Below are 19,155 nucleotides of genomic sequence, written 5' to 3'. Positions count from 1 at the left end.
GGTCCGAAGCTCAGGCCAGCGCCCGGTCTTCGGTATCGCGCCCCGTCTCGCCCCAGGGCGCGAAACGGCGCACCGATTCGGGCCGGGCGATGTGGAAGCCCTGTGCGTATTCCACGCCGATGCTGCCGAGGATCTCCAGCACCTGCTCGCTCTCCACCCGCTCCGCAATCGTGGCGATGCCGAGTGCCTTGCCGATGCGGCTGATGGCATCCACGAGGCTCTGGTCTTTCGCGTCCTCGCCCACGTTGTGGATGAAGGCGCCGTCGATCTTGAGATAGTCCACCGGCAGGTGCTTGAGATAGGTGAACGAGGACAGGCCGCTGCCGAAGTCGTCCAGCGAGAAGCGGCAGCCGACGTCCTTCAGCTCCTTCATGAAGTGGATGACCCGGTCGAGATTCGCGATGGCCGCGGTCTCCGTGATCTCGAAGCAGATGGCCCCCGTCGGCAGCTTCCGGCGGCGCAGCTCGTGGATCACCCAGGCCCGGAAGCGGTCGTCGCTCAGCGAGGTGCCGGAGAGATTCAGCGCCAGCGTATAGGTGGCCTGTCCGTCGGCACCCACCCGGTCCGCCAGGTGATCGAGTGTCTCGCTGACCACCCAGCGATCCAGCATGGGCATCAGGTTGAAGCGCTCGGCCGCCGGGATGAACACGTTCGGCTGCACCAGCTCGCCGTCCTCGTCGCGCATCCTGAGCAGCAGCTCGTAGTGACTGCATTCGGCCGCATGGCTGCCGTTCTCGCCCCCTTTATCAATAGCCACGATGGGCTGGAAGTACAGCTCGAGGCGGTCTTCCTCGACCGCGCTGGTGATGCGCGAGACCCACTGCATCTCCCGGTGGCGCATGGAGGCGTCGCCGTCCTGATACAGGTGCACCTTGTTGCGGCCGAGATCCTTGGCCGAGTAGCAGGCCACGTCGGCGGCGCTCATCAGCGTGCCGACGCTCACCGTCTCGTGGGTCACCATCACCACGCCCATCGAGGCGCGCACGGTCTGCACGCTGTCCTGCCAGACGAAGCGGTGGTTCTCGACCGCGCTGCGGATCGTCTCCGCCACGCTCACGGCCCGCTCGCAGTCGCAGTTTTGAAGCAGGATGCCGTACTCGTCGCCGCCCAGTCGGGCCACCACGTCGCTCGAGCGGATGCAGCCCTGGATGCGCTCGGCCAGCTGGCGCAACAGCTCGTCGCCGGCGGTGTGGCCGAAGGTGTCGTTGACCACCTTGAACTGGTCGAGGTCCAGATACAGCAGGCCATGGGAGATGCCCGTGTCCAGGGTGGCCTCTTCCAGCGCGGCGGTCAGCCGGTTCTCGAATTCGCGCCGGTTGATCAGGCCGGTCAGGCTGTCGTGGGCGGCCTGGTAGGAAAGCTGGCGGGAGAGCCGGCTCTCCTTGCTCACGTCGTGGAACACCATCACCGCACCGATGACGTTGCCCACCCGGTCGCGGATGGGCGCCGCCGAATCCTGGATAGGAATCTCGTTGGACAACCGGTTTATCAGCACCGAATCCTCGGTCAGCGCGATCACCCGGCCTTCGCGCAGACAGCGCTCCACCGGGTTGTCCACCGCCTCCCGCGTGTGGGTGTGCACGATGGAGAGGATCTCGCCGATGGGCTTGCCGCGGGCGGCCCTCAGTTCCCAGCCGGTGAGATCCTGGGCCACCGGATTCAGGTAGTCCACGTTGCCGTCGGCATCCGTGGTGATCACCGCGTCGCCGATCGACTTCAGCGTGACCTGCGCCTTCTCCTTCTCCTCGAAGATGCGGGTTTCGGCGATCTTGCGCTCGGTGATGTCGGTGATGGTGCCCTCATGGGCGATGATCTTGCCGTCCGCATCGAGGACCGCGCGGGAGTTCTCCAGCACCACGATCTCGCTGCCGTCCCGGCGCTTCATCCGCGCCTCGAAGTTGCGCACGACGCCGTCGCGCTCCAGTTTCTCGCGGAAGCGCACGCTGTCCTGGGGGTTCACGTAGGCGGTGGAGGACTTCACCTCGCGCTTCAGGTCTTCCTCGTCCTCGTAGCCGAGTATCTGCATCAGCGCCGGGTTGGCCGACTCGATCTCGCCCTCGGTGTTGGCGATGTAGACGCCCTCCACCACGTGCTCGAACAGGCCGCGGAAACGAGCCTCGCTGGAGCGCAGCGCCTCCTCGTCGTAGCGGCGCTTGATGGCGATGCCCGCGAGACGCACCAGGCCGGTGATGCGGTCCAGCTCGGCCGTGGACGGCTCCCGGGTCTCGGAGAAATACAGTGCGAGCGTGCCCAGCACGTCGTCCGCGCCGCCCACCAGCGGGAAAGCCCAGCAGGCGCGCAGCTCGTGCGTCTCGGCGAAGTCCGAGAGCGATGCCCAGCCGGGGTCGCGCGCGATCTCGGGCGTGATCACCTGGGTGTTCTCGGCCACGGCGCGGCCACACGAGGTGGTGGCGGAGTCCACCTTCAGACCGTCTGCCATTTCCAGTACCGCATCCGGCAACCCGATCGAGGCCGCGACGCGGAAGCTCGCCCGTTCCCGGTCCAGGGTGGTCACCAGCACGCGGGCGCCCGGTGTCACCTGTTCCACGGTCCGGCAGAGGGCCTTCAGCGTGCTCTTCAGGCTGGCGCCGGAGGCCACCATCTCCAGCACCTTGTGCTCGCCGAAAGCGATCAGCTCGTTGCGCTTGCGCTCGGCGATGCTGGTGATGCTGCCGCGGAGCAGCTTGCGGTTCGCCGAAGGCAGCCGCACGAGGCGCACCTCGCAGGGGATCTCCCGGCCGTCCGCGTCGATGTGCAGCCACTCGAAGCAGGGCTGCTCGCCGTTCAGCGCACGGTCGACGTAACCCCTCGCCTTGCCGAACGAGAGCGAGCCGTCCAGCTGGTATTCCGGCGAGATGCCCTCCGGGCCCATCGCCAGCAGCCGCTTCCTCGACAGGTTGAAGAAGCTGACCGCGTTCTCGTTCACGTCCACGAATCGGCCGCTGTCGACGTCCAGCACCACGATGGCCTCCGTGGCGTGGTCCACCAGCGCGCGGTAGCGCTCCTCGTTCTCGCGCAGCGCCCCCTCGGCCTGCAACCGCTCGGAGATATCACGCAGGCACAGCACGAAGGCGCCGCTGGCCTGCTCCGACAGTCGGGTGGTGTTGATCTCGGCAGTGAACCGGCTGCCGTCGGCGCGCAACGCCTCGGTCTGACCGGTCTCGAGCTCGAGGTAGGTATCGTCCAGGTTGGTGATATACGCCTGCAGGAACATCTTGACCGGGATCTTCCCGGCCTGGGGCAGCAACGCCGGCAGCATCACGCCGGGCAGGCCGCCGATCTCGTAACCGAAGAGCTGATGGGCGACCCGGTTGGCGTAGCGGATCATGCCGTCGGGATCGACGGTGAGCACGGCGTCGGCGACGCTGTCCAGCACCACCCGCAGGTCCGCATTGCGGCTCGGCTCGTCCTGCGTGGTCGTGACCAGACGATCCAGCTCGGCGTAGCGCGCCTCCACCAGCTCGAGCAGGCTCGGATAATCGAGTCGCTCGCCGCCGGCGGTCGCCTGTCTGATCTGTTCTTTGAGGGTCGGGTGCATGGGTGGCCGGTCCATTCCTCCGAGACCCCCTGGGCGCGCTCGCGGCGAGCGTCGGACCAGAGCTTCTCCCAGAGCTTCACCTGGTGCACCGGCAAGACCGGCGCTAATGAACCGGCACGATAGTCGGCGTCACAAAAAGTGTCTGTGACCCAACTCTCGTTTCAATCAGGTAGATGGGAAATTTTTCCCGCTTCCGTTCGAGCCTCCCTCAAGGCTTATGTCCAATGCGCTGATTGAATGGCGAATTCTGACATCAATTGCCGCCGCTCTCCTTCGCCGGGAGCGAGCGGACCGCCTCCCCCTCCGTGGTCCTCAGCTCACCGTTCTGCTGCAGGGTCGGCGGCTGGTCACCCACCTGCACCGGAATGGACACCGCGCGGATCCGCTCGCCTTCCGCCGTGGCCACGCTGACCAGCACGGAGAGATAGAAGCGGCCTTCGGCCGACGGGATGACCACGACCCGCTCTGTCGCAGGCTCCCGGGACGCGTCGTCCAGAGGCCGCAGCGTTTCGTGCCTGACTTCCGCCGCCTGGCTGGCGCCCATCTGCAAACCCTCGCGGGGCTGGAGCTGGACGGTCACCGGCCCCTCGAGACTCGAGCGCAACTTCAGCTCGATCTCCACGGGCTCGCCGGGCCGGGGCTCGCCCAGCACTTCGTAGTCGATATCGATGGGGGCCACCGGTTTGCCGGGGGAATCGCCCTGCCGTGCCGCGATCTCCGCGGTGGTGGCTTTCTTCGGCACATCCTCAGTAAATGTCGAGCTAGTGTCCGTAACTGATTGATCCGTAGAAGTCGGTTCCTCGCTGCCGCAACCGGTCAGCAGGAGCGCGGCCACGGCCGTCGCCAGGCCGGCGGAGAGAATGAATGGTGTGTGGGTCATGGCTGTTCCCTTACGGATGTGGTGTGGGCGCGATGTGGTGTGGGTGACGCCTAGAACTGGCTCAGAGACACGTCGAAGCACATGGTGTCCTGGGTGAAGTCGGCGCTGCCGGTCGTGAAGTTGTAGACGTTCGGGAAGCCCGCCTCGAAGAGTTCGATGACGTAGGTGCCCGCAGGGAGGTCGAGCAGGTCGAGGGACTCGGCGTTCTGGGTGCCGGTCGCCCCAAGGTCGATGAACTCACCCGAACGCAGGACGAAGAAATCCGGATCGGAGAACTGCGCCGGTTCGCCCTGCGGCGCACTCGGCGGGTTCGTGGTGGTCACCGAGATGCGGTAATTACCGGTCGCGCCTACGGTGAAGCGCAGGTATCGGAAGATGCCGAGCTTGTTGCCGTCCTCGTTCGGGTCGAACTGGCGCGTGACGCACAGGTCCGTCACCGGACTGCCGAGCTGCAGCAGGGCATGGACGGGCAGAAGATCGGTGGCGCCGGGGTTGTTGCCGGTTTCGCTGTCGCCCCAGATGTCGCCGATGGGGTCGATGCTCTGGCCGCTGACGATATCGTCGATGGCCGCGGACTGGGCGGCGTTGGCCTCCCTAAGCTCGTGGATGAAGCTGAACAGCGTCGTAAAGGCCGGCGTCACCCGCTGCGGCCCGGTCAGCACCTCGTGCAGAGGCGCGAAACCGAGCGTCAGGCTGTCGCTGCCGTCGGCCGCATCATCGAAGAGATCCCACAGGATGAGCTGCACGGAGGACTCGTTGTACCAGCCGGGCGTGAACGTGCCGTCGGATTCCACACTGAAGCCGAAACTGGTCTGGCCCGTGGGGCGGAAAAACGTATCGAAGTACTGCGGGTCACTCATGATCATGCCGGCGACGGCGTTGCCCCAGCCCTCCCCGAAGGCGAGCCGGGCATCCAGCCGCTCGTCCAGACCGTGCCGGCCACCGGGGCTGTCTGCACGCGCCAGTACGTCCTCGTAGTAATGGCCCCACTCGTGTGCCACCACATGGGTATCGAACTCCTCCGTGTCCGCGCTCGCGTCGCCGAGCAGGAACAGTGAGTCCAGGTCACCGCGGTAGAACGAGGTACCAATCTCGCCGGTATCCAGGTTCCTCGTACTCACGTTGGGCGTGTTGTTCACGCTCCAGAATGCATCCAGCGGCGCGAACTGCGCGCCCGGGTCCACGCCCGTGACCAGCTGCATCGACTGATAGATGATGTCCAGCACCGAGAACGGCGCCGCCGCCCGCGCTTCCGTGTAGCCCGAACCGGTCCAGCCGGTCTCGGCGAGGAGATTCCGTACCGAGTCCGCACCACCGCTGTCAGCGCTGGCGCCGTCCAGCACGTAGAGCGGGCGCTGCCCGAAAGGCAAGCCGACACTGCTGGTGTTGTCCCTGACCTCGACATCCCATGCCGGCGCACCCGAGCGCTTCAGGTCCGCCCGGATGCGGACGAAGACGTCAGTCAGCGACGGCACGGTGAGCGAATAGTCTCCGTTTTCGTTCGCCACGCCCTCGGCGAGCACGGTGCCGTCCGACGCGGCGATCGCCTGCACCGTGGCGCCGCGGATCGGCCGGACCTCCGTGGCGGAGAAATCCAGCCCGGTCCCGATAGGCCCGCGCGGCACGAACTCGAACTGCACCCTGCCGCTGATGGTCACGGTGGCCGGCGCCTCGCGCACGGTGAGTTCGACGAGGTCCGTGTCGCTCGCGCCGTCGGCGTCGGTCACCGTCAGGCGGAAAGTCAGCGGCGTATCCGCCGTCACTTCCGGGGCGACGAAGGTCGCCTCGGCCTGGTCGGCGTCGGTGATCGTGACGGGGGTACCGGCAGTCTGCTGCCACAGAAAGTCCAGGCTCGAAGCCGGCTGTTCCGCATCGCTGCTGCCCGACCCATCCAGGGTCACTGTCTGCGTCCCGAAGACCACCCGGTCCGCGCCTGCGTTGGCCTCTGGGGGGATGTTGATGCCGGCCACCGCGTTCACCGTGACGGTCGCCGCGTCCGTGTCGGTGGCGCCGTTGTTGTCGGTCACGGTGAGCTCGAAGGTCACCGTCAGGCTCTCGCCCAGCGCCAGGGCCGGTGCATCGAACGTGGCCGTTGCCATGTCCGCCCCGCTGAGTCCGATCGACGCTCCGCCGACCTGCACCCAAGAGTAACTCGCGATCGTGCCGTCCGGGTCCGTGCCACTGCCCGCCAGCGTGACCAGACTGCCCTCGTTCACCGTCTGGTCGCCGCCCGCATCGGCGGTGGGCGCCTCGTTCGGCTCGATAGTGACGGCCACTGTGTCGGTGGCGGTGGCGTTGTCGTTATCCCGGACTGTAAGAGTGAATTCCAGGGTGTCGGCGACGTTCGGCGCGGTAAAGCTCGGGTTCGCCGTGGCGGCGCCCTGCAGAGTTACCGAGGTGCCGGCCGTCTGGGACCACGAATAGGAACTGATGGTGCCGTCGCTGTCGGAGGAGCCCGCCGCCGACAGGCTGACGGTGTCGCCGCCGCGCACCTGCTGGTCCGCTCCCGCATCCGCCACCGGCGGCTCGTTCGGCGGGGCGATGGTTCCCCCGTCACCGCCTCCCCCGCCGCCGCAGGCGGCCAGCAGTGCGACGAGGACGGCGAGCGTGAACTTCCTGTATAACTGCATGTTCCCGTATCCCTGCTGCAGGTGCCGGCCGCGCGGCGCTATTCGGCCAATGGCCCCATGGCGACGAGAGAAGATAATAGCGCCCGGCGGGCCCACCGGCGAGCGCCGAAGCCCGTCGCCGGCCTCCGACGTTACCGTTCATCGGACCCGTGCCGCGCGGACGGGTTCACGTTTTTTCAACAACTTGCCTGCTAGACTTTTCGCTGGACGGGTGCATCCGGATGCCCGGGCGTGAGATCCGGCCCGCGGCGAAACCCGAGGGCGCCGGCCTTGTCCGAAGACTCACGCAGCCCAGGTAACGACATGAGCAAAGCGAACATACTGGTCACCGGCGGCGCCGGTTACATCGGCAGCCACGTGGTGCGCCAGCTCGGCGAGGCCGGCGAGCGCCCGGTCACGCTGGACAATCTCTGCACCGGTTTCGCCGACGCCGTCCTGGCGGGCGAGCTGGTGGAGGGTGACACGGGCGACGAGGCCGTCCTCGACCGGCTGTTCGCCGACAACGAAATCGAGACGGTGATGCACTTCGCCGCCCACACCGTCGTGCCGGAATCCGTCGCAGATCCGCTCAAGTACTACCGCAACAACACCGCCTCCAGCCGCACGCTGCTGGAGGCCTGCCAGCGCCACGGCGTGCAGCACGTCGTGTTCTCCTCCACGGCGGCGGTCTACGGGATTCCGCCGGAGGGCCGGGCCGCGGAGACCACGCCGACCGCGCCCATCAACCCCTACGGCACCTCCAAGCTCATGACCGAGTGGATGCTGCGGGATCTCGCCGCGGCCGGCGGGCCGAGCTACGTGGCGCTGCGCTATTTCAACGTCGCCGGCTCCGACCCGGAGGGCCGCATCGGCCAGTCCACGGCCAAGGCGACCCTGCTGACCAAGGTGGCCTGCGAGGCGGTGGTGGGCAAACGCTCTCACGTCTCCATCTTCGGCACCGACTACGACACGCCGGACGGCACCGGCGTGCGTGACTACATCCACGTGGAAGACCTGGCCCGGGCGCACCTGGACGCTCTCACCTATCTGCGCGCCGGCGGCGACTCCCGCGTGCTGAACTGCGGCTACGGCCACGGCTACAGCGTGCGCGAGGTGCTGGACGCCGTGCAGCGGGCCGCGGGCCACGCCATCGAGATCCGCGAGGAGCCGCGGCGGGCCGGCGATCCGCCCAGCCTCGTGGCCGTCGCCGATCAGGTGCGGGAGGTGCTCGGCTGGCAGCCCCGCTACGACGACCTGGACACCATCGTCACTCATGCCCTGAACTGGGAGCGCAAGCTCGCGTCGCGGGATACTCCGTCCCGGGCCACCGGCTGATCGGGCCGCGGCACTCCGGGCAGAGGGATTACGTTAAACTTCCGCCATGAGATTCCCGCGCCCCCGATCTCTGAACGGCCTGCTCTTCATGGGCTTCGGCCTGGTCACCATCCCGCTGATGGTGGCCGTCGTGTGGGCGCTGGTGCAGCTGGAGCGCTACGCCGACGAAAGCGAGAGCCTGGTGCTGGAGAGCGTCACCGCCACCCAGAACACGCGCCTGCTGCTGGAGCGTCTGCGCGAACTCGAGCGCCTGGCCAAGCTGTATCAGGTGCAGCAGACCGAGGATTACCTGGACCTGATGACCCAGGATGCGGCCCGCTTCGAGTCCCGCCTGACCGCGCTGGCCCCGCTCGCCGAGCGGGCAGGCGCGGCCGAGGCGGCGGACGTCCTGGGCCGGCGCACCGGCTCCGCGGTGTTCACCATCCGCACCCAGCCGGCGGATTCGGAACGCGTGCTGCAGGCCACCCGTGAGCTGGAGGAACTGTCCCGCCAGGCCGGCGAGTTCAGCGTGGCCATCAACGACTTCATCGGCCGCGAACTCGCGGCGCTGCAGCAGGACGCCAGCGATTTCCAGGCCACGCTCGCCTGGCAGGCCGCGGCGCTGGTCCCGATCATCCTGATACTGGTGCTGATCTTCGCGCTGCTGGTGACGCGGCCCATCCGCCAGATCGACTCCGCTATCAACCAGCTGGGCCAGGGCGGTTTCTCCCGCCCCATCAGCGTAGGCGGGCCCACCGATCTGCAGGCACTCGGCCGCCAGCTCGAGTGGCTGCGGGTGCGGCTGCTCGAGCTCGCCCAGGAGAAGAACCGTTTCCTCCGGCACATGTCCCACGAGCTGAAGACTCCGCTCGCCAACATCCGCGAGGGCACGGACCTGCTGCTGGACGGCGCCGTCGGGCCGCTGGACGACCCCCAGCGCGAGGTCACCGACATCCTTCGTTCCAACGGCCTGAAGCTGCAGCGCCTGATCGAGAACCTGCTCTCCTTCAGCGCCTGGCAGACGAAGAGCGAGATGCTGATGCTGTCGGACTTCTCGCTGAAGGCGCTGATCGCGGGCGTGCTGAAGGACCACCGGCTGGCCATCAAGACCCAGGGCATCAAACTGGCGCTGGACGTCGAGGACATCCGGGTGAACGCCGACGAGGAGAAGCTGCGCACCGCGCTCGACAACCTCATCTCCAACGCCATCAAGTACACGCCCCGCGGCGGCCATATCCAGGTGCGCGCGATCGAGACCAATTCGAGCTTCGTCATCGACGTGGCGGACTCGGGGCCGGGCATACCGCCGGAGGAACGCAGCCGCATCTTCCAGGCCTTCTATCAGGGTTCCAACCAGCAGCATGACGGCCCGGTGGCGGGCACGGGTATCGGCCTGTCGGTGGTGCTGGAGTGCGTGCAGGCCCACGGCGGCAGCGTGGAACTGGTGGACTCGCCCTGGGGCGGCGCACACTTCCGCCTGCACATCCCGCAGGAGCAGATCAGCTTGAACGACAGGATGGCGGCCAATGCGTAGCGCAAGACCCGGATGGATCCCGGCCCTGCTCTCGGCGCTGGTACTCGCCAGTGGGTGTACTTCTACCACGGGCTGGCTGGACCGGGACGGCGACGACGGAACTGCGACACGGGACGTTGATGGCGCCGATGTCTCCGGCTACCTTCGGACGATGCGCGACCTCGCGGCCGGGGATCCGGCGACTCAGGCCGAGGTGTTCGCCCGGGTGGACGACGCCTTCCGTCAGTCGCCGACCACCACCAACCGGCTGCACCTGGCGCTGGCGCTCGCGACCCCCGGACACGCCGGCGCCGACGCGGGACGGGCCCGGGAGATGCTGACCGGGATCCTGGCACGCTCCGAACTGTTGCTGCCGGCCGAGGTCACACTGGCCGAACTACAGCTGGAGGTGGTGGAGCAGCGGCTGCTACTGAAGACGGAGAACCGCCAGCTGCGCTCGCAGTACGAGCGCGCCGCGGACGACGAGCGTCAGCGGCTCAAGCAGCAGCTGGCGGCGGCCCGGGCGGAGAACCGGGAACTCGCCCGGGCGCTCGAGGAGGCGGAGGAGAAACTCCGCGCCATCACCACCATCGAGAGATCAATCAGGGAACGTTCCGATGCCGACGAACAACGCTGAGCGCAAGGACGAACCGAAGGGACGCATCCTGCTGGTCGACGACGACCCGGGGCTGCTGCGCCTGCTCTCCATCCGGCTGCGCGCCGAGAAATACGAGGTGGAGGCCGTCGAGAGCGCCCACCGCGCGCTGGCGGTGCTGAACCGCTTCGAGCCGGACCTGGTCATCACCGACCTGCGCATGGACAAGATGGACGGCATCGGTCTCCTGAAGGAACTGCAGGAGCGCTCGCCGGGGCTCAGGGTGCTGATCATCACCGCCCACGGCACCATCCCCGACGCCGTCTCGGCCACCCAGAGCGGCGCCTTCGGTTTCCTGACCAAGCCCATCGACAAGGCGGAGCTGCTGGACCACGTCGAGCGCGCCCTGAAGGTCTCGGCCAAGGCGCCGGCGGAAGACGACTGGGCCGACGAGATCATCACCCGCAACCCGATCATGCGCGAGCGCCTCAACCAGGCCCGCATGGTGGCCGACAGCGGCACCCGCGTGCTCATCACCGGCGAGAGCGGCACCGGCAAGGAGCTGATGGCGAAGGCCATTCACCGGGCCAGCAACCGCCGCGACGGCCCCTTCGTGGCCATCAACTGCAGCGCCATGGCCGAGCACCTGCTGGAATCCGAACTGTTCGGTCACGAGAAAGGCGCCTTCACCGGCGCCACCCGCGCCCACAAGGGCCTGTTCCAGGCGGCCGAGGGCGGCACCCTGCTGCTGGACGAGATCGGCGACATGCCCATGCGCCTGCAGGTGAAGCTGCTGCGCGTCCTGCAGGAAGACCAGGTGCGCCCGGTCGGCGCGACGGACTCCATCCCCGTGGACGTCCGCGTCGTCTCCGCCACCCACCGGGACCTGCGCGAGATGATGACCGAAGGCACCTTCCGCGAGGATCTCTACTACCGGCTGAACGTGGTCAACATCCACGTCCCGCCGCTGGACGACCGCCGCGACGATATCCCCCTGCTGGTCGCCCACTTCCTCAAGACCATCGCGGAGGAGACCGGCGGCGAACGCAAGGTCTACGCCCCGGAGGCGGTCGAGATGCTGGTCACCGCCGAGTGGCCCGGCAACATCCGTCAGTTGTATAACGTGGTGCGCCAGAACGTGGCCCTGTCCCGCTCGCCGGTCATCAGCGCGGAGCTGGTGCGCTCGTCGCTGGGCGAGCACGGCGGCAAGCTGCCGTCGTTCTCCGAGGCGCGGGACGAGTTCACGCGGAACTATCTGAGTCAGATTCTGCAGATCACCTCGGGCAACGTCAGCCAGGCGGCGAGGCTGGCGAAACGCAACCGGACGGATTTCTACAAGCTGCTGGCGAGGCACGAATTGAATCCGGATGCGTTCAAGCCCCATTGATTTGAATTTGGGGGCTGATGATTGGGGGCTAATCATGTAGGAGGGTCTTTAGGCCCGACAGGCCCATAGGCTCGGTTTTTTAAAGGGATCGGGGCTGAAGCCCCTCCCACAGTCAGTGGTTCTCCGACACCATTTCAAAGCTCAAAGCCCCAATAACCACGTCGCTGCCAGACTTTCCCTGCGCCATGCTCCCTCCATGGCGAACACCCGACCCCGATCCCACGCCTTACGCCTCGGCCGCTGGTCCGAGGCGCAGCGCATCTACCTCGTCACCACCTGCTGCCACGCCCGGCGCACGATCTTCACCTGTCTCTTCTGCGGCTCCATCGTCGTGGACGAACTGCGCCGCTCCGACGAGGCCGGCGGCACGCGCACCCTCGCCTACACGGTGATGCCGGACCACCTGCACTGGCTGTTCGAACTGCAGTCCGGGCACAGGCTGCAATCGGTGGTGGCTCAGATGAAAGGCCGCTCGGCGCTGCGCATCAACAAGGCGCGCAACACCTGCGGCCGCATCTGGCAGCCCGGGTTCCACGACCACGCGCTGCGTAAGGATGAAGTGGTCGAGGGGGTCGGCGACTACGTCGTGCACAACCCGGTGCGCGCGAAGCTGGTGGAGCGGCCGGAGGACTATCCGCTGACGTACGCCGTCTGGTGGCAGCAAAAAGAAATGTAGGAGGGCCTTCAGGCCCGATCGCGATTACCGGATCGCGATTGCCGGATCGCGCCTGAAGGCGCTCCTACATACCCCGATTCCTTGAACAATCGGGCCTGAAGGCCCTCCTACACGGAGACCGTTGCGCGGCGGCGGGTGCGCCAGACGAGGCCCATTGCCAGCAGGCCTGCGCCGAGGAGGCCGAGCGAGCCCGGCTCCGGCACCTGCGTCGTGCAGGCGTCGCTGGTCGCGATCTGCATGTCGCCGAGGCCCCAGGTGAAGTCCGGATCGATCACCACCCGGTCGAGCTTGCGGCAGGACGACTCGTTCGTCACGAACACGCCGTAGGCCGGCGAACTCTCCGGGCCGATGCCGCCGAACCAGTCGGTCATCAGCGAACCCGTTGCACCCGTGTCATCGCTGTAGTGCGCGCGAATCCAGGCCCGGGCATTCATGTTGGCGCCGAGACGGAAGGTGAAGCCGATGACGTTCAGGTCGGTGAAGTCGACGATCATCGTATCCGTGCCGGTCGTGTAGACCAGACCGGCGCCTTGCCACCAATCCGGATCGTTCGGATCCTCTCCCGGCAGCGGCTGACCATCACCGTCCTCGAACTCGACGGACCCGGAGCCATACGCAATGCTCGAGAGCGGATTCTCCGTCGGCACCAGATCTTCGAGCTGGAAGTCGTCGGTGATCCCGTCCGGCAGTGAATTGATGGTGACGTTGTCGTCGCTCTTGATGACGTCCGCGTGAGCAGACAGGCCGAACAGGCCGGCGGTCAGCAGTACGGCAGTGCGAATGATCGTGGCATTGAAGTTCACGTGGCGCTCCTGTCAAAAGACTTCTCGTCTGCCTGTAACAAAGCAGCTTTCATGCCAGAACGGGAATGCCTTACAAAACCGGCAGTTAAGAAAAGCGTCGTAAGCCTTTGTAAAACCTACCGACAGGGCCGCGTGTTGGATCGTCCCATATGCGCGGAATGCATGTAGGAGGCGATTTATCCCCGATCGAATTCGCAATCGGGGATAAATCCCCTCCTACCCGCTCTTCTTCCTGGCGAACCCATCCGCCGATAGCCCGTACTTGTCCAGCAGGTCATACAGCGTCGGCCTCGTAATCCCCAGCAGCTCCGCGGACCGCGAGATATTGCCATAGGTCTGAATAAGCGCCAGCCGGATCGCCTTCGTCTCCGCTTCCTGGCGCACCTCGCGGAGGTTCAGTGTCTGCTGGACACCCACCTTGTCGCCGAGGCCCATGTCGGCGGCGGTCACCTGCTTGCCCTCGGCCATGATGACCGCGCTCTTGATCTTGTTCTCGAGTTCGCGGACGTTGCCCGGCCAGTTGTGGCTCTGGATGGCTTCCTGGGCATCCTGGCTGAAGCCGCGCAGCGGGCGCTTGTGCTGCTTGGAGTACTTCTCCAGGAGCTTCCGGGCCAGGATCAGCCGGCCGCCCTCGCGCTCGCGCAGCGGCGGGATGTTCACGGTGATCTCGCTGATACGGTAGTAGAGATCCTCGCGGAAGCGGCCCTCCTCGATCAGATTCGAGATCTTCTGGTTCGTGGCGCAGATCACGCGCACGTCCACCGGGATCTCGTCGCGCCCGCCCACGCGTTCCACCACGCGCTCCTGCAGGAATCTGAGCAGCTTCGCCTGCAGCGGCATGGGCATGTCGCCGATCTCGTCCAGGAACAGCGTGCCCTTGTTGGCCGTCTCGATCTTGCCGGGCGTGGTCTTGTGCGCACCGGTGAAGGCGCCCTTCTCGTGGCCGAACAGCTCGGACTCCAGCAGGTTTTCAGGGATGGCGGCGCAGTTGATGGCGACGAAACGCTCGTCCTTGCGGTTGCTGAGCGAATGCAGCGCGCGGGAGAGGAGTTCCTTGCCGGTGCCGCTCTCGCCGAGGAGCAGCACGGAGACGTCCGTCGGGGCCACCTTCTCGATCATGCGGCAGACCTGCAGCATGGCTTCGCTGGCCGCCACGATGCCGTCCAGCGGAGAGACCCCCTCCTGGTTCATCAGGCGGCGGTTCTGGGCCTCCAGCTCGTGGATGTGGAAGGCGCGGTCGACCAGCAGGCGGAGCGTGTCCGTGTCGACCGGCTTCTGGTAGAAGTCGTAGGCGCCGAGGCCCACCGCCTTGACGGCGTTCTCCTGGTCGCCGTGGCCGGTCACCACGATCACCTTGGTATGGGGCGCAAGGCTGACGATCTCCTCCAGCGTCGCCATGCCTTCGCTGACGCCCTCGGCGTCCGGCGGCAGGCCCAGATCCTGCAGGACCACGGCGGGCTCGTGCCGGCGGAGCTCCGCGATGGCGTCCGAGCGGTTCTCCGCCGTCAGCACCTCGTAGTCCTCGAAGCACCATTTGAGCTGGCTCTGCAGCCCCGGGTCGTCCTCTACGATCAATAGCTTGCGCGGCGTGTCGTTCACGGCTGGATTGCTCTCCGTCTGAATGTCCGGCTCCGTGCCCATCGCGCATAGTGCCACGGCACCGCGGGGCGTGGGAGTGGCCAGATCACACTCGGGGCTGCGAATTGCGAATACGACCCGTGCGATCGGCAGTCGAGTGCTGGTCGAGTTGAGGGGCCGATGGAACCGGTAGGTATAAATGCTTACGATTTACGGTTGCGAATGATTCTCATTTGATCTAGTTTACGCCAATCGACGGGGCCGAAAGGCCCGGGGACACACAACCGCCACAAAGAACGGAGCGAGACCGAAATGGCACGAATGACGTCTTCGAAGCATGCAGGAGGGGCTGTAGGAGGGGCTTTAGCCCCGATCCGGCTATTCAAATCGGGCCTGAAGGCCCTCCTACAGGGTGTGATCATCGCCATCGCACCCCTCGCCCTTATCGCCAGCCCTGCCATCGCCCAGGAAACCACCGATGAGGGCGAGGTCATCGACGTCGTCACGATCCTCGGCGACCCGAACCAGGTCTCCGACATCGCCGGCTCCGCCCAGTACTTCAGCCCGGAGGACCTCGAGGTCTTCGCCAATGCCGACATCATGCGCGTACTGCGCGCCGCGCCGGGCGTCTACCTGCAGGAAGAGGAAGGCTACGGCCTTCGCCCGAACATCGGCATCCGCGGCTCCGGTCTCGACCGCTCCAGCCGCATCGCGCTGCTGGAAGACGGCGTGCTGATCGCCCCGGCCCCGTACTCGGCGCCTTCCGCCTACTACTTTCCGACCCAGGCGCGCATGCACGCACTGGAGGTCCTGAAGGGCCCCTCCTCCATCGGCGTGGGCGCCCGCACGGTCGGTGGCGCGATCAACATGATCTCGACGCCTATCCCCTCCTCGACCGGCGGGCGCCTCGACGTGCGCGCGGGCGAGGACGCCACCTACAACGGCATCGCCCGTTACGGTTACCGGTCCGAGCGTTACGGCTGGCTGCTGGAGACGGCGCAGCAGTCCACAGACGGTTTCAAGACCATCGACGCCCCGCGCGACTTCGACGCCGGCTACCGTCTGCAGGACTACATGGCCAAGTTCCGCGTGAACAGCGCGCCCGGATCCGACCTCTACCAGTCGCTCGACCTGAAACTCGGCTACACCGAGCAGGCCTCCGACGAGACCTATCTGGGCCTCACCGACGAGGACTTCGCCGAGGACCCGTACCGGCGCTACGCCGCCTCCCAGGACGACGTCATCGACACCAACCACCGCCAGGTGCAGCTGTCCTGGACCATCGACCCCACCGGCCCCTGGTACGGCGAGGTGACGGCGTACCGCAACGACTTCGAGCGCAACTGGTACAAGCTCTCCAGCGTGAATGACGTCGGGATCAGCAGCATCCTGTCGGACCCCGACACCTATGCCGCCGAGCTCGCCATCCTGAAAGGCGCCACCAGCGCCGACGACGCGCTCGAGAAGCGCAACAACAACCGGGAGTACTACTCCCAGGGCATCCAGGCCCGCCTGGGCTACGACTGGGCGATCGGCGGCGCCGACATCGGCCTCACCTTCGGTATGCGGCTCCACGAGGACGAGGAAGATCGCTTCCAGGATGACGACGCCTACCGCATGGAAGACGGCCTGCTGGTGCTCACCACCGACGCCGAACCCGGCACCGCCACCAACCGCGTGAGCACCGCCGAGGTGCTGGCCGGCTTCGTGGACGCCGAGATCGCCTTCGGCGACTGGGTGCTGAGCCCCGGCTTCCGCTACGAGACCATCGACCTCGTCCGCAAGGACTATTCCACGGACAACACCGATCGCTCCATCGGCCCGACCCGCGTGCGCGAGAACACCGTGGACGTCTTCATCCCGGGCATGGGCGCGCTCTATCAGATCGGCGAAAACTGGCGCGTGCTGGCCGGCGTCCACCGCGGCTTCAACCCGCCGGGCCCCGGCTCCGACGCCAACGAGGAGGAAAGCTGGAACTACGAGGCCGGCGTGCGCTGGGGCCAGAACGGCCGCAGTTTCGAGGCGATTGCGTTCCTGAACGACTACGAGAACCTCGTGGGCACCGTCACCGCCTCCACCGGCGGCAGCGGCAACATCGGCGACCAGTTCGACGGCGGCGAGGCCACCGTCAGCGGCCTCGAACTCACCGGCGCCTGGAACCTCTACGACCCGTTCGACCGCGGCATCCAGGTGCCCCTCTCGCTGGCCTACACCTGGACCGCGACGGCGGAGTTCGACAACAGCTTCGAGAGCGGCTACGAGCCCTGGGGCGTGGTGGAAGCGGGCGACGAGCTGCCCTACATCCCCGAGCACCAGCTGCGCGCGAGCGCCGGCCTCTCGGCGGAGCGCTGGAGCCTCGACATCGCCGCCAGCTACACCGGCGAGACCCGCACCACCGCCGGCAGCGGCGACCTGGGTCCGCGCGAAGGCGTCGACAGCTTCGTCGTCTGGGACCTCGCCGCCGGCTGGCAGTTGCGCCCGGATTTCCGCGCCATCTTCCGCGTCGACAACCTGCTCGACGAGGAATATGCCGTGGCACGGCGTCCGGCGGGCCTGCGGCCGGGGCGGTCCAGGACCGCGTTCATCGGGTTTACCTGGGATATTTGACGTTTGGCGCACGGCTCCCTTCCGCACCCGGTTCTGCTGCTACCTCGCCGGGTGCGGGAGGGGGTCACCCCTGAAAGGAACGCCCCGTAGGAGGGGCTTTAGCCCCGATTCACCGAATAATCGGGCCTGAAGGCCCTCCTACGTGAAATTGGTCAGATTTCGGCTTATACCTAATTGACAATCATTCTCATTCGCGCTTAGTATTGCATTCACGGAGGGGAAGCCATGTACGTCTGCATCTGCCAAGCCATCACCGATCGCCAGATCGAGAAAGCCGTCAAGGACGGCGCGCAGACGTTCTATGACCTCAAGGATCACATCGGCGTAGGCTCCTGCTGCGGCAGCTGCCAGGAAGACGCCGAGGCCATCATCGCCCGCTGTGCGCCCTCCACCGCCGCTCCCGCGCCGGTCGGACGCTGGCGCCCCGAGCCGGCCCCTGCCGGCTGAGAATGTAGGAGGGGCTTTAGCCCCGATTCATGTAGAAATCGGGCCTGAAGGCCCTCCTACCCGTACGCCCGAATCGCGCCTGCATCCTCGTTCCGTTAGAATTGTCAGCCTGACACAACGCCAACCTAAGGACGAGGATCATCATGAAGGGCGACAAAACGGTCATCCAGCATCTGAACAAGACGCTGAAGAACGAACTCACGGCCATCAACCAGTACTTCCTGCACTCGCGCATGCTGAAGGACTGGGGCCTGCACCGGCTGGGTGACTACGAGTACGGCGAGTCCATCGACGAGATGAAGCACGCCGATACCCTCATCGAGCGCATCCTCTTCCTCGAGGGCCTGCCGAACCTGCAGGATCTCGGCAAGCTCAGGATCGGCGAGAACGTCCAGGAGATCCTCGAGGCCGACCTCGCGCTGGAGATGGACGCCATCCCGGACCTGCGCGAGGCGATCGCCTACTGCGAGGAGATCAAGGACTACGTCTCCCGCGAGATATTCGAGCGCATCCTCGAGTCCGAGGAGGAGCACGTGGACTTCCTCGAGACCCAGCTGGGCCTCATCGAGAAGACCGGGCTGCAGAACTACATCCAGACGCAGATCGGGGAAGGCGCCGAGGGCGGGTGATGCCGCGCCCGGCGCACCTGCTGCCCGCAACGCTCCTGCTCGCCGCCCTCTCGGGCTGCCTGCCGGCCGAGCCGCCGGCGCCGCCGCCCGCCACCATCACTCAGGGCATGGCGGGCGCGCTGATCGACACCGGCTTTTTCGAAGAGGTGACGATCGTGCGGACCATCGGCCGCCATTACCGACCCGGCGACGACGCCTGGCAGATCCTCGCCTGCTACGAGTTCACGCTGACAGACGGCGGCCAGGGCGCAAACTGCATCGACAGCTTCAATGCCTTCCGGCTGGATAACGGCATCTGGGTGGCGACGGTGACCGTCAACGGCGAGTACCGCTGGCGGGCGCTCGGCGTCTCCCCCGACGGCAGCACCACCCCGGCCCGGTAGGAGGGCCTTCAGGCCCGATTTTGCTTTCTTTTGAGCCAGGCCCGCCATCGGGTGGGTAAGGGTCGCGGGGACGCTCAGTCGGACGTCCTGTCCTCCTTCGCTTCGGCCAGGCCTCCTTCCCGCCGTCATGGCTCCAGTCGGCCCGGACGACCCCGCAACCCTTACCCACCCGCTGACGGGCCCGTAGCCGACAGGG

General features: G+C 66.6%; 14 protein-coding genes. 9 read left to right on the top strand and 5 right to left on the bottom strand.

The window, feature by feature from the left end:
- Positions 1-10 precede the first annotated feature (10 nt).
- From ACJMKZ_RS16960 to ACJMKZ_RS16950, 3 genes are all read right to left on the bottom strand, one after another.
- Positions 11-3,538 carry an EAL domain-containing protein gene (locus ACJMKZ_RS16960; protein ID WP_405234404.1) on the bottom strand — a complete coding sequence of 1,176 codons (3,528 nt, stop codon included), beginning with the start codon at positions 3,536-3,538 and terminating at the stop codon, positions 11-13.
- A gap of 253 nt (positions 3,539-3,791) precedes the next feature.
- On the bottom strand, positions 3,792-4,418 hold the full coding sequence (locus ACJMKZ_RS16955; RefSeq protein WP_405234403.1) for a hypothetical protein: 627 nt from the start codon (positions 4,416-4,418) through the stop codon (positions 3,792-3,794).
- 50 nt (positions 4,419-4,468) lie between these two features.
- The gene (locus tag ACJMKZ_RS16950) at positions 4,469-7,048 is read right to left on the bottom strand and encodes a PKD domain-containing protein (protein WP_405234402.1); all 2,580 of its coding nucleotides are present in this window, start codon (positions 7,046-7,048) and stop codon (positions 4,469-4,471) included.
- Positions 7,049-7,351: 303 nt separating this feature from the next.
- Here ACJMKZ_RS16950 and galE point away from each other — a divergent pair, with 303 nt between their 5' ends.
- From galE to ACJMKZ_RS16925, 5 genes are all read left to right on the top strand, one after another.
- Positions 7,352-8,362: a UDP-glucose 4-epimerase GalE gene (gene galE, locus ACJMKZ_RS16945; protein ID WP_405234401.1), complete on the top strand. Its 1,011-nt coding sequence runs from the start codon at positions 7,352-7,354 to the stop codon at positions 8,360-8,362.
- A gap of 46 nt (positions 8,363-8,408) precedes the next feature.
- Complete coding sequence (locus tag ACJMKZ_RS16940; protein ID WP_405234400.1) at positions 8,409-9,875, top strand: HAMP domain-containing sensor histidine kinase; 1,467 nt, start codon at positions 8,409-8,411, stop codon at positions 9,873-9,875.
- Positions 9,868-10,491: a hypothetical protein gene (locus ACJMKZ_RS16935; protein ID WP_405234399.1), complete on the top strand. Its 624-nt coding sequence runs from the start codon at positions 9,868-9,870 to the stop codon at positions 10,489-10,491. Before ACJMKZ_RS16940 ends, ACJMKZ_RS16935 begins: the two co-directional genes overlap by 8 nt.
- On the top strand, positions 10,472-11,836 hold the full coding sequence (locus tag ACJMKZ_RS16930; RefSeq protein ID WP_405234398.1) for a sigma 54-interacting transcriptional regulator: 1,365 nt from the start codon (positions 10,472-10,474) through the stop codon (positions 11,834-11,836). Before ACJMKZ_RS16935 ends, ACJMKZ_RS16930 begins: the two co-directional genes overlap by 20 nt.
- Positions 11,837-12,032: 196 nt before the next feature.
- Positions 12,033-12,512 (top strand): REP-associated tyrosine transposase, encoded by a 480-nt coding sequence (locus tag ACJMKZ_RS16925; RefSeq protein WP_405234397.1) that lies wholly within the window; start codon positions 12,033-12,035, stop codon positions 12,510-12,512.
- A gap of 107 nt (positions 12,513-12,619) precedes the next feature.
- Here ACJMKZ_RS16925 and ACJMKZ_RS16920 read toward each other — a convergent pair whose 3' ends face one another.
- Positions 12,620-13,315, bottom strand: coding sequence for a PEP-CTERM sorting domain-containing protein (locus ACJMKZ_RS16920; RefSeq protein WP_405234396.1), 696 nt, complete (start codon positions 13,313-13,315; stop codon positions 12,620-12,622).
- A 216-nt stretch (positions 13,316-13,531) separates the two neighbouring features.
- Positions 13,532-14,914, bottom strand: a complete 1,383-nt coding sequence (gene prsR / locus ACJMKZ_RS16915; protein WP_405234395.1) for a PEP-CTERM-box response regulator transcription factor — start codon at positions 14,912-14,914, stop codon at positions 13,532-13,534.
- Between the two features lie 393 nt (positions 14,915-15,307).
- Here prsR and ACJMKZ_RS16910 point away from each other — a divergent pair, with 393 nt between their 5' ends.
- The 4 genes from ACJMKZ_RS16910 to ACJMKZ_RS16895 all read left to right on the top strand — a co-directional run bounded on the left by ACJMKZ_RS16910 (position 15,308) and on the right by ACJMKZ_RS16895 (position 18,959).
- A complete protein-coding gene (locus ACJMKZ_RS16910) occupies positions 15,308-17,500 on the top strand; it encodes a TonB-dependent receptor family protein (protein WP_405234394.1) in 2,193 nt (730 codons plus the stop codon).
- A gap of 225 nt (positions 17,501-17,725) precedes the next feature.
- The gene (locus ACJMKZ_RS16905; protein ID WP_405219725.1) at positions 17,726-17,947 is read left to right on the top strand and encodes a (2Fe-2S)-binding protein; all 222 of its coding nucleotides are present in this window, start codon (positions 17,726-17,728) and stop codon (positions 17,945-17,947) included.
- 143 nt (positions 17,948-18,090) lie between these two features.
- A complete protein-coding gene (gene bfr, locus ACJMKZ_RS16900) occupies positions 18,091-18,576 on the top strand; it encodes a bacterioferritin (protein ID WP_405234393.1) in 486 nt (161 codons plus the stop codon).
- Positions 18,573-18,959, top strand: a complete 387-nt coding sequence (locus ACJMKZ_RS16895) for a hypothetical protein (protein WP_405234392.1) — start codon at positions 18,573-18,575, stop codon at positions 18,957-18,959. The genes bfr and ACJMKZ_RS16895 overlap by 4 nt, the downstream gene beginning before the upstream one ends.
- Positions 18,960-19,155 lie beyond the last annotated feature (196 nt).

Source organism: Lentisalinibacter salinarum (genome assembly GCF_040706555.1).
Taxonomy (GTDB): domain Bacteria; phylum Pseudomonadota; class Gammaproteobacteria; order Steroidobacterales; family Woeseiaceae; genus Lentisalinibacter; species Lentisalinibacter salinarum.
This window is presented reverse-complemented; position numbering and strand designations above follow the sequence as displayed.

Coding starts and splice junctions, on each gene's coding strand:
- ACJMKZ_RS16960 (WP_405234404.1), bottom strand. CDS start 3,538: ATGCACCCGACCCTCAAAGAACAGATCAGACAGGCGACCGCCGGCGGC.
- ACJMKZ_RS16925 (WP_405234397.1), top strand. CDS start 12,033: ATGGCGAACACCCGACCCCGATCCCACGCCTTACGCCTCGGCCGCTGG.
- bfr (WP_405234393.1), top strand. CDS start 18,091: ATGAAGGGCGACAAAACGGTCATCCAGCATCTGAACAAGACGCTGAAG.
- galE (WP_405234401.1), top strand. CDS start 7,352: ATGAGCAAAGCGAACATACTGGTCACCGGCGGCGCCGGTTACATCGGC.
- ACJMKZ_RS16930 (WP_405234398.1), top strand. CDS start 10,472: ATGCCGACGAACAACGCTGAGCGCAAGGACGAACCGAAGGGACGCATC.
- ACJMKZ_RS16950 (WP_405234402.1), bottom strand. CDS start 7,048: ATGCAGTTATACAGGAAGTTCACGCTCGCCGTCCTCGTCGCACTGCTG.
- ACJMKZ_RS16940 (WP_405234400.1), top strand. CDS start 8,409: ATGAGATTCCCGCGCCCCCGATCTCTGAACGGCCTGCTCTTCATGGGC.
- ACJMKZ_RS16955 (WP_405234403.1), bottom strand. CDS start 4,418: ATGACCCACACACCATTCATTCTCTCCGCCGGCCTGGCGACGGCCGTG.
- ACJMKZ_RS16905 (WP_405219725.1), top strand. CDS start 17,726: ATGTACGTCTGCATCTGCCAAGCCATCACCGATCGCCAGATCGAGAAA.
- ACJMKZ_RS16935 (WP_405234399.1), top strand. CDS start 9,868: ATGCGTAGCGCAAGACCCGGATGGATCCCGGCCCTGCTCTCGGCGCTG.